Source organism: Agromyces sp. ISL-38, from assembly GCF_018613935.1.
GTDB lineage: Bacteria > Actinomycetota > Actinomycetes > Actinomycetales > Microbacteriaceae > Agromyces.
On record NZ_JAGGPF010000008.1, the window covers coordinates 174079 to 183923 of the forward strand.

The 9845-nt window shown below is 71.4% G+C and carries 11 protein-coding genes; 5 read left to right on the forward strand and 6 right to left on the reverse strand.

The features are described from left to right. The first annotated feature begins 13 nt into the window (after positions 1-13). Together J7E25_RS07410 and J7E25_RS07415 are read left to right on the forward strand one after the other, a co-directional pair. On the forward strand, positions 14-796 hold the full coding sequence (locus J7E25_RS07410; protein ID WP_214869358.1) for a general stress protein: 783 nt from the start codon (positions 14-16) through the stop codon (positions 794-796). A gap of 41 nt (positions 797-837) precedes the next feature. Continuing rightward, on the forward strand, positions 838-1194 hold the full coding sequence (locus tag J7E25_RS07415; protein WP_214869360.1) for a TIGR02611 family protein: 357 nt from the start codon (positions 838-840) through the stop codon (positions 1192-1194). Between the two features lie 37 nt (positions 1195-1231). Here the strand turns inward: J7E25_RS07415 and J7E25_RS07420 are convergent, their stop codons facing one another. The 3 genes from J7E25_RS07420 to J7E25_RS07430 all read right to left on the reverse strand — a co-directional run bounded on the left by J7E25_RS07420 (position 1232) and on the right by J7E25_RS07430 (position 4544). Next, complete coding sequence (locus tag J7E25_RS07420; protein WP_214869362.1) at positions 1232-1819, reverse strand: DUF6636 domain-containing protein; 588 nt, start codon at positions 1817-1819, stop codon at positions 1232-1234. 76 nt (positions 1820-1895) lie between these two features. Next, the gene (locus tag J7E25_RS07425; RefSeq protein WP_214869364.1) at positions 1896-3464 is read right to left on the reverse strand and encodes an aminopeptidase P family protein; all 1569 of its coding nucleotides are present in this window, start codon (positions 3462-3464) and stop codon (positions 1896-1898) included. A gap of 54 nt (positions 3465-3518) precedes the next feature. Then, a complete protein-coding gene (locus tag J7E25_RS07430) occupies positions 3519-4544 on the reverse strand; it encodes an endonuclease/exonuclease/phosphatase family protein (RefSeq protein WP_214869366.1) in 1026 nt (341 codons plus the stop codon). A gap of 97 nt (positions 4545-4641) precedes the next feature. Between J7E25_RS07430 and J7E25_RS07435 the strand changes: the two genes are divergently transcribed. Beyond that, the gene (locus tag J7E25_RS07435; RefSeq protein ID WP_214869367.1) at positions 4642-5511 is read left to right on the forward strand and encodes a PHP domain-containing protein; all 870 of its coding nucleotides are present in this window, start codon (positions 4642-4644) and stop codon (positions 5509-5511) included. Between the two features lie 95 nt (positions 5512-5606). Here the strand turns inward: J7E25_RS07435 and J7E25_RS07440 are convergent, their stop codons facing one another. Then, positions 5607-7109 (reverse strand): DEAD/DEAH box helicase, encoded by a 1503-nt coding sequence (locus J7E25_RS07440; protein WP_214869368.1) that lies wholly within the window; start codon positions 7107-7109, stop codon positions 5607-5609. Positions 7110-7241: 132 nt separating this feature from the next. Here J7E25_RS07440 and J7E25_RS07445 point away from each other — a divergent pair, with 132 nt between their 5' ends. Next, on the forward strand, positions 7242-7958 hold the full coding sequence (locus J7E25_RS07445) for a ferritin-like fold-containing protein (RefSeq protein ID WP_214869369.1): 717 nt from the start codon (positions 7242-7244) through the stop codon (positions 7956-7958). A gap of 12 nt (positions 7959-7970) precedes the next feature. On the opposite strand, the gene J7E25_RS07450 is transcribed toward J7E25_RS07445, so the two are convergent. After that, positions 7971-8276 (reverse strand): hypothetical protein, encoded by a 306-nt coding sequence (locus J7E25_RS07450; protein WP_214869370.1) that lies wholly within the window; start codon positions 8274-8276, stop codon positions 7971-7973. Between the two features lie 2 nt (positions 8277-8278). After that, positions 8279-8503, reverse strand: a complete 225-nt coding sequence (locus J7E25_RS07455; RefSeq protein WP_214869371.1) for a DUF3107 domain-containing protein — start codon at positions 8501-8503, stop codon at positions 8279-8281. A gap of 91 nt (positions 8504-8594) precedes the next feature. Here J7E25_RS07455 and J7E25_RS07460 point away from each other — a divergent pair. After that, positions 8595-9845 (forward strand): UvrD-helicase domain-containing protein (locus J7E25_RS07460; RefSeq protein ID WP_214869372.1); only part of this gene is annotated, 1251 nt, incomplete at its 3' end.

Below are 9845 nucleotides of genomic sequence, written 5' to 3' on the forward strand. Positions count from 1 at the left end.
GGAGAATGACGGGGTGACCAATCAATCGCCCTTCGGCGGCCGCATGGGCCGCACCTTCCCAACCCTGCCGAGCGGCGAGACGGTGGCGAGCTTCGAGACCTACGCCGAGGCCCAGTCCGCGGTCGACGCCCTCGCCAAGGCCGAGTTCCCGGTGAAGGAGCTCGCGATCGTCGGCACCGACCTCACGAGCGTCGAGCGCATCACGGGCACCATGAGCTGGAGCCGGGCGGCCGGCGCCGGCGCGCTGTCGGGGGCCTGGTTCGGTACCTTCCTCGGGCTCCTGCTCTTCATCTTCTCGCCGACCGGGGCCTCCGTCGGCATCCTCATCTCAGCGGTGCTGCTCGGCGCCGGGTTCGGCATGATCTTCGGCGTCGTCTCGTATTCGGTGAACCGCCGGCGGCGCGATTTCACGTCGGTCATGCAAGTGCTCGCGACCCGGTACGCGGTCATCGCCGAGACGGCCCACGTCGCCCGCGCCCGCTCCGTGCTCGGCGTCGACGCCCCGGCGCCTGCACGCGATGAGCGCCCCTGGCGGCCGGCGAGCCAGGCCAAGGCAGCAGAGGGCGGGCCGGCGCCGATGAGCTACGGCGAGGCGACGGATGCCGCGCGACGCGCGCGCGAGCAGCAGGCGCGTGTTGATCGGGCCGATGCCGAGCAGGCGGCGACCGACAGCGCCGAGGGCGATCGGCCGGAAGACGAGGGGGAGAGCCGCGCAGCCCGGGATCGGCCTCGCTACGGCGAGTTCGCCGAGCCCGAGGCATCCGATTCCGGCGACACGGAGCACCGGCCCGGCTGAACCCCCTGCCGCCTCCCAGCGTGCGCGAGTAGCGTCGGCGCATGGTGAGCCGGTTCGAGCTCGAACGGGAGATCGCCGCGGGTGAGGACCCGGGGCAGCCGCTCCGACGGTGGCTCCGCAGCATCCGCCGCCGCATTCACGGACGGCCCGCGCTGCGCCGCGTCTACCGGATCCTCGTCGGCGTGCTCGGCGGTGCGATCGCGACGCTCGGGCTGCTGCTCGTGCCGCTGCCGGGGCCGGGATGGCTCGTGGTCTTCCTCGGCCTCGCGATCCTCGGCACCGAGTTCCCGTGGGCGAGGCGGCTCGCGGCGTTCACGAAACGCCAGCTCGCGCGATTCTGGGCGTGGTGGCAGCGTCGCCGCGCCGAACGCGCAGGGCGCCGGGGATCCGCCGCGTGACCGAGGGCTGAGCGCGGCGCGGTTCGTCACCACCGGCTCACCAGAGGTCGTTGCGCGACGCGGAGATCGTGAACCCGTGACCGCTCTCCGCGTTCTCGCAGGTCACGCCCTCAGCCTCGGACACGCAGGTGATGCCGCCGTACTCGATCGAGGTGCCGTGCTCGAGCACGGGCGTGTCGACTCGGAATTCGCTCTCGAACGCGACATCGCCGCGCTTCCTCGGATGGGTGTCACCATTGCCCCTGGCCTCGATGCCCCAGCCGCACGGCACTTGCGAGTCGTAGCAGTAGTCCGCGGGATCGTCGCTCGGGAATTCCCACGCCTTCTCGTCGATCCTGCATCCCCATAGGTACTCGACGTCGGACATGACGATTCCGCACCGCAGGTCGCCCGACGGCGACGTGAAGACGACGCCCTCACCCATCTCCTTTGTTGCGAACAGGGCCGTGTCCACCGGGACCACGGTGGGGACCGCCGCCGCCGGGGTTGGCGTCGAAGACGGGGAAGCGGTTGCCGGTGCGGTGGGCTCGGCTTCGGTGCCGGCGGCGATGCCGGTGCACGAGCTCAGCAGGAGTACGACCGAGGCGGCCACCAGGGCGGCTCGAATCGTGTGGAGTCGGATCATGGACGGACTCTATCGGCCCGACGGGCTTGGGCCGCGCCGGCCGATATCTCGATTCGGCAACGCCCGAGCTCGGCCCTCAGTGCGTTGCGCCGGCCACCCACGCCTCGACCTCGTCGGCCGTGCGGGGGATGCGCACCGAGAGGTTCTCGGCACCGGCTTCGGTGACGAGGATGTCGTCTTCGATGCGCACGCCGATGCCGCGGAACTCCGCGGGCACGGTGAGGTCGTCGGGCTGGAAGTAGAGTCCGGGCTCGATCGTGAAGACCATGCCGGGCTCGAGCACGCCGTCCATGTACATCGACTTGCGTGCCTGGGCGCAGTCGTGCACGTCGAGGCCGAGGTGGTGGCTCGTGCCGTGCACCATGTACCGGCGGTGGAACTGGTTCTCGGGCTCGAGTGACTCCTCGGCCGAGACGGGCAGGAAGCCCCACTCCGCGGTCTTGCGGGCGATGACGCCCATGGCGGCGGCGTGCACATCGCGGAAGACGGCGCCCGGTCGCACGACCGCGAACGCGGCATCCGCTGCCTCGAGCACTGCCTCGTAGATCTGCCGTTGCACGGGCGAGAAGGTGCCGTTCACGGGGAAGGTGCGGGTGATGTCGGCCGTGTAGTAGGTGTCGAGCTCGACGCCGGCGTCGAGCAGCACGAGGTCGCCGGGCACGACGGCGCCGTCGTTGCGGGTCCAGTGCAGGATGGTCGCGTGCGGGCCGGCCGCGGCGATCGATCTGTAGCCGATGTCGTTGCCGTCGAGCCGGGCGCGAGTCGCGAAGACGCCCTCGATGACGCGCTCGCCGCGCACCTCGGCGGTGATGCGGGGAAGCTCCGCGATGACCTCGGTGAAGCCGCGCTCGGTGGCATCGATCGCGGCACGCATCTCGCCGACCTCGAACTCGTCTTTCACGAGCCGGTGTTCGGAGAGCACGCGCGCCAGTTCGCCGTCGGGCTCGTGGTCGCCGCCGACCTCGATACTGAACGGGGTGTCGGCGGCGTTCGTCGAGAGTGCCTGCTCGGCGGCGAACCGGATGCGGGCGTGGTCGACACGGTCGGTGATGGCGGCGTCGGCCTCGCGCAGCACGAGGGTGGCGGTGTCGACCGCGTCGATCACGTGCTCGAAGTCGGCGAGCCCCCGCGTCTCGATCGCGAGATCGGCGGCCACGTGCGCGAGCGATGGACGCGCCCCGATCCAGAACTCGCCGATTGCCGGGTTGGCGTAGAACTCCTCGGAGTCGCGGCCGGCGCGCTCACGGAAGTACACCGTAGCCGTGTGCCCGTCGCCGTCGGGCGAGAGCACGAGCACGGCGCCGGGCTCGCTGTCGGAACCCCACCCCGTGAGGTGGGCGAACGCCGAGTGCGCCCGGTACGGATAGTCGGTGTCGTTGGATCGCTGCTTCATGTCGCCGGCCGGAATGATGAGGCGGATGCCGCCGAACGCCGCCGAGACCTTCGCACGGCGCGCCGCGGCGAAGGCGGCTTGCGCACGCGCGGGCGGAATGGCCTCTTCGCGCTCGGCCCAACCGGTGCCGATGAACTCCTTGAACCCCTCGGACCCGGGCGTCGTGGAACGGTTCGCGTTGCGACCGGTCTCGTCGGATGCCTGGGGTGCCGTCTTGGTCGAGGTGTCGGTCGAGTTCGCCATGCCTCCCATTCTCGCACCGACCTCCGGAGGGTGGGATCGCGTCGCGTCTCGCGACGCGGCGGCTCAGCCGGAGGGGGAGAGCGTCGCCACGACCGGGCGGTGGTCGCTGCCCGCGTCGTCGTACTGCTGCAGCACGCGGAAGTCGTCGACCTGCCAGTTGGGCGTCGCGAGCACGTGGTCGATCGGGCTGCTGAGCAGGACCGGCAGGTTGGTGGGCCACGTGCCGAGCGCGGCGGCATGGGCCTGCTCGGCGGCATCGGAGCACCGGCCGAGATCGCCGCCGCCGAGCCCGCGACCGGAGAAGTGATCGACGGTCGCGTTGAAGTCTCCCGCCATGATCACGTTCTCGCCTGCGCACTGCTCGGCGAGCCAGTCGAGATCGCTGCGCCAGTTCCGCAGCTCCCAGCGGATCGGGGCGACGGCGTGCACGGCGACGATCCTGGGCCCCACGCCGTCGACCGGGTCGGCGACGACGGTCGGCAGGGTGTTCGTGTTCCCGGGCGGCCCTGGGGCCTCCACCGAGACGACTTCGTAATCGCCCAGGTCGGGGCTGATGAGGATGGTCGTCGACCGAGCCTTGGAGATGTCGTCGAACGACTGGGTGTGCACCCACATGGGGCGGCCCCCCTCGCGCATGGCGACCGCCACCTCTTCGCCGATCGGGTCGGTCGTCTCGGGCAGCACGACGACGTCGGCGCCCTCGTCGAGCGCGATCCCCGCGATCACCGCGGCGTCGGGCACCTCGCCGAGGGTGTTCCACGAGAGCACCGTGACCGACCCATCCGGCACCTGGGCCGTGGCATCCGTGGCCCCGACGCCCCGCGCTGTGAGCACGGCCACGTTGCCCATCGCGAAGAGCCCGAGCACGACGGCCATCGCGATGCCGAAGCGACGGGCCGGCTTGGCGATCGCGAGCAGCAGGAACATCCCCGCCGCGATCGCTCCGCACACGGCGGCGACGCCCCGCAGCGCCACGACATGCGCCGCGATCCACTGGTTCTGCAGGCCGAAGCCCTGCGGCCAGACGAGCACGACGGCCACGAGGAGGATGCCGAGCACGACGGCCCAACCGAGGATGCGGGGGAGCATTCCACCAACCCTAGGCGAGACTGCGGTGCGCCATCGGCGAGGCCGCCTCCGATCTGCTGGGAGTCGCCGGTGAGGATGCCGCGACTAGCATGAAGGGATGTCCGGAGCCCCTGCTGTCGTCGGCGAAGCCGACCTGCACACGCACTCGACGGTCTCCGACGGAACGGAGTCCCCGACGCGGTTGATGGAGCAGGCCGCTGCGGCCGGGCTCTGGGGGATTGCGCTCACCGACCACGATTCCACGAGCGGATGGGCCGAGGCCGCGGCCGCCGTGAACGAGACGGGCGTGGCGCTCATCCGCGGCATGGAGCTCTCGACGCGGGCGGGCTTCATGAGCGTGCACATGCTCGCGTACCTCGTCGACCCCCTCGATGAGGGGCTCCTCACCGAGACGGCGCGCATCCGCGAATCCCGGCTCACGCGCGCGGAGGAGATGGTTCGCCGCATCGGGCGCGACTACGCGCTCGATTGGGACGACGTGCTCGCCCAGACCGCAGAGGGCACCACCATCGGACGCCCGCACATCGCCGATGCGCTCGTGGCACGCGGACACGTGGCCACGCGCTCCGCGGCGTTCGAGGGCATCCTGCATCCCCGGGCCGGCTATGCGCACCCGCACTACGCGCCCGACCCGCTCACCGGCGTGCGGCTCATCCGCGCCGCCGGCGGCGTGCCGGTGCTCGCCCACCCGGGCACCAGGGGCGCCGAGCGCGTGATGGCCGAGGACTCCATCGCCCGCCTCGTCGATGCCGGGCTCTTCGGACTCGAGATCGACCACCCCGAGAACCGCCCCGACGCCAAACGGCGCCTGCGTGAGCTCGCGGCCCGCTACAAGCTCGAGGTGACGGGGTCGAGCGACTACCACGGCACCGGAAAGCCCAATCGGCTCGGGGAGCTTCGCACGTCGGCCGGGGTCGTCGAGCGGATCATCGCCGAGGCGAGCGGAGCAGAGCCGCTGATTCCCTGACGCGCATGCGCCGCAGGAGGCGAGGTGTGGTGTCGATGGGCGAGGCCCGTTGCGGCATCCGCTCGCACCGACATGGCCGAGCGGATGCCGCGAGCTCAGGCCTGCGGCGTCGGACCACCCGTGCGGGGCCCGCGACGGCGGCGTCGACGCTGCGGCGCGCTGTTGCCGTCGTGATGCTCGGGACCCTTGCCGTCATGCGTGCCGGTGCCCGGCTCCCTCGCCTCGGGGGCGTCGGTCGTGGTGGCGCCGTCGCCCGCCTGCTCGGCCGACTCGCCACCCCGAGTGCGACGACGCGAGCGTGTGGAGCGGGGCGCGCGTTCGGCGTCGACCTCGGCACGAACTGCGGTGCTCGAACGCGATGCGGAACCGCCCTCGGCGCGGCCGGCGGTGCTCGAGCGCGGTGCGGCCGAGGTCGGCTTCAACCGGCCCTTGGTGCCCTGGGGGATGTCGAGGTCGTCGTAGAGGTGCGGGCTCGACGAGTAGGTCTCGGTCGGCTCGGGCTGGCCGAACTCGAGGGCGCGGTTGATGAGCGCCCACTTGTGCAGGTCGTCCCAGTCGACGAACGTCACGGCGATGCCGGTCTTGCCGGCCCGCCCGGTGCGACCCACGCGGTGCAGGTAGGCCTTGTCGTCGTCGGGGATGGTGTGGTTGATCACGTGCGTGACGTCATCGACGTCGATGCCGCGCGCCGCGACATCCGTGGCGATCAGCACGTCTTTCTTGCCGGCCTTGAACGCGGCCATCGCACGCTCGCGCTGGTCTTGGTTCAAGTCGCCGTGCACCGCCGCGGCGTTGAAGCCGCGATCGTTCAGCTCTTCGACGAGCTTCGCGGCCGCGCGCTTCGTGCGGGTGAAGATCACGGTCTTGCCGCGACCCTCGGCCTGCAGGATGCGAGAGATGACCTCTTCCTTGTCGAGCGAGTGCGCCCGGTAGACGAGGTGCTTGATGTTCGCCTGCGTGAGACCCTCGTCGGGGTCGGTGGCGCGGATGTGGATGGGGCGGACCATGAAGCGCCGCGCGAGGGCGACGATCGGGCCAGGCATGGTTGCCGAGAAGAGCATCGTGTGGCGAGTCGGGGGCGTCTGCGCCATCAGCTTCTCGATGTCGGCGAGGAAGCCGAGGTCGAGCATCTTGTCGGCCTCGTCGAGCACCATCTCGCTCACGTTCTTGAGGGAGAGGAGGCGCTGCGAGGCGAGGTCGAGGAGGCGGCCGGGGGTGCCGACGACGATCTGCGCGCCGGCCTTGAGCTGCTCGATCTGGCCCTCGTAGGCCTTTCCGCCGTAGATCGAGACGATCTTCGTGGGCCGGTTCGACGTGGCGATCTCGAGGTCTTCGGTGACCTGCACGCAGAGCTCACGGGTCGGCACGACGACGAGCACCTTGACGCCGCCCTCAGGGTCGTCGCCGATGCGCTGGATGATGGGCAGTCCGAAGCCGAAGGTCTTCCCGGTGCCGGTCTTCGCCTGGCCGATGATGTCCTGCCCGGCGAGGGCGAGGGGGATGGTCTGTTCCTGGATGGGGAAGGCATCGATGATGCCCTTCCCGGCGAGTGCGTCGACGATGTCGGACGCGACGCCGAGGTCTGCGAAAGTAGTCAATATTCTGCCTGTCGAAGTTGCTGGATGAGGGTGCGCCTCGTCTCAACTCCAGGCGCACGGCCGCGGATCCACCGCCCGCGTGCACCCCAAGCCTATCCGAGACTGCCCGTGAGCCTCGGATAGGCTGTGTCCGTGGTGATCTGGGGCAAGCGGCGCAGTGTGCGTCAAGAGACACCTCGCTTGCGTCCGCGCGTCGCACAGACCGACCTCGCCCGGGTCGACTTCACCGAGCTCGTGCCCGATCCGGTGCCGTTCCTCGGGCAGGCGGCGTACATCCAGCTCGAGTTCTTCGAGAGCCTCGCGAAGGCCGTCGCGACCGCGCCGACGCTCCCGTCGAAGGAGGGGCTGAGTGCCGCCGCCGGCGTGGCGCTGCGCAAGCACCATGCGCTCATCGCCGAACTGCGGCTCCTCGGCGTCGAGCCCGACGACGTGATGGCACCGTTCGCGCCGGCCACCGACCGGTTCCGCCAGGCCAGCGCCGGTGCCGACTGGTACGAGCTGCTGCTCGGCATCCATGTCACGTCGGGAATGCTCGACGGCTACTTCTCGCGACTCTCCGCGGGGCTGCCCGCCGAGCTCGGAGCGCGCGTGCGTTCGATCCTCCATGAGGGCGGCTCCGCGATCGTGCTCGAGACCGAACTCCGCTCGGCGATCGAGGCCCAGCCCGGACTCGCCGATCGGCTCGCCCTCTGGGGGCGCAGCCTCGTCGGCGACACCCTGCTCATCGCGCGTTCGGCGCTCCGGGCATCCGACTCGGCCGATCGATGGGGCGCCCAGGTGGAGCCCGTCTTCACCGAGCTCATCGCCGATCACACCCGGCGCATGGACGCACTCGGGCTCACCGCCTGAGCCCGCCGGTGGTCAGGCGCGCCCGGCTCCGGGTCGCGCCAGGCGCTCGAAGAGCGCGGAGTCGGCCCGATCGCGACGCGGTCCGATGAGGAACGCGGTCGCGCCGGCCAGGAGGCCGGCGGCGACGAGCGAGACCACCCAGATCCATCCGCCGTCCCACGCCCAGCCGAGCCAGGTCAGTGCGACCCACACGACACCCGCGACGGCAGCGCCGATGGCGGGAACGAGGGCCACGCCGTGCGTGTGCCGCAACGGGAGCGCATAGTGCGCCGCGATGCCGAGGATCGCACCGCCGAGCGTGACGAAGAGGAGCTCCATCGTCAGGCGACGAAGCCGATGCGACGCGACTCCTCGGAGCCGATCTCGACGTAGGCGAGCGCGGAGGCCGGCACGATGTAGACGGCACCCTTCGAGTCGGCGAGCTTCAAGTGCGGGGCCTGTCCTGAGAGTGCGGCGGCGACTGCCTGCTCGACCTCTGCGGCTGATTGCGAGGTCTCGAATCCGAGTTCACGAGGGGAGTTCTGAATGCCGATACGAACGTCCAAGGTGCGCCTTTCTGCTTTGCGCCAACACTACGACACCGGCCGCGCCGGCCCGTTCGCGTTCACTGTCGGCGGAACCGGTTACGGTTGCGGCATGCAGGCCCCCGCGTCATCCGTCGACACCTCGCTCGGGCTCGCCGAGGGCGAGCACGCGGCGGTCTTCGGGGCGCCCGGCAGCGGCAAGACGACCCTCGCCGTCGAACTCGTCGCCGATCGAGTCGAGCGGTTCGGGTACACGCCGGAAGAGGTGCTCGTCGTGTCGGCGACGCGCGCCTCGGCCACGGCGCTGCGCGACGCGCTCGCGGTGCGGCTCGGCATCACCACTCGCGGTCCGCTCGCCCGCACGGCGAACTCGATCGCCTTCCAGCTCGTGCGCGCCTACACCGGCGCGCCGGTCACGCTCCTCACCGGAGCCGAGCACGACCAGATCATCGGCGAGCTGCTCGAGGGCGGCATCCGCGACGGCTTCGGGCCCCAGTGGCCCGATTCGCTCGGCCCCGAGGTGCGGGTGCTCCGCGGCTTCCGCACAGAGCTCCGCGACCTCCTCATGCGCGCCGTCGAGCACGGCGTCGACGCCGGCGCGCTCGCCGACCTCGGCGCACGCGCCGAGCGGCCCGAGTGGCGTGCCGCCGCGCAGTTCCTCGCCGAGTACGCCGACGTGAAAGAGCAGTTGCGTCCCTCGCAGTTCGACTCGTCCGAGCTCGCCGCCTACGCCGCGGCGATCGTGCACCGCAGCCTCGACGAGCCCGCGGCATCCGCGGCGCTCGGCACCCTCGCGCAATTGCGCCTGCTCGTCGTCGACGACGCGCAAGAGGCCACCGAGACCACGGCGGCACTGCTCGGCGCGTTCGCCGCGCGCGGGGTCGCGGTCGTGGCCTTCGGCGACCCCGACGTCGCGAGCAACGGGTTCCGCGGCGGCCGTCCCGAGCTGCTCGGCTCGCTCGGCGCCGTGCTCGGCGACCGGGCGGTGCGACGCATCGCGCTCGACGCCGTGCACCGTGGCCGGCCGGAGCTGCGCGTCGTCGTGAGCTCGGCGACGGCCCACATCGGCACGGCGCTCGGTGGAGCGCACCGCACCGCCACGCTCGTCGCAGACCCCGCCGCGGGTGATGGGGAGGCGCAACAGACAGCCGGCGACGCCCGCCGCCGCGACGCGCTCGCCGCGGTCCTCGGCATCGAGGCGCCGTCGCACGCGGCAGAGTGCCAGGCGGTCGCCGCCGTGCTCCGCGAGCGCCACCTGCTCGACGGCGTCCCGTGGTCGGCGATGGCCGTCGTGCTGCGCTCGGGCGGCGACGTGCCGGCGTTCGAGCGCGGCCTCGCGCTCGCCGACGTGCCGACGGCGGGC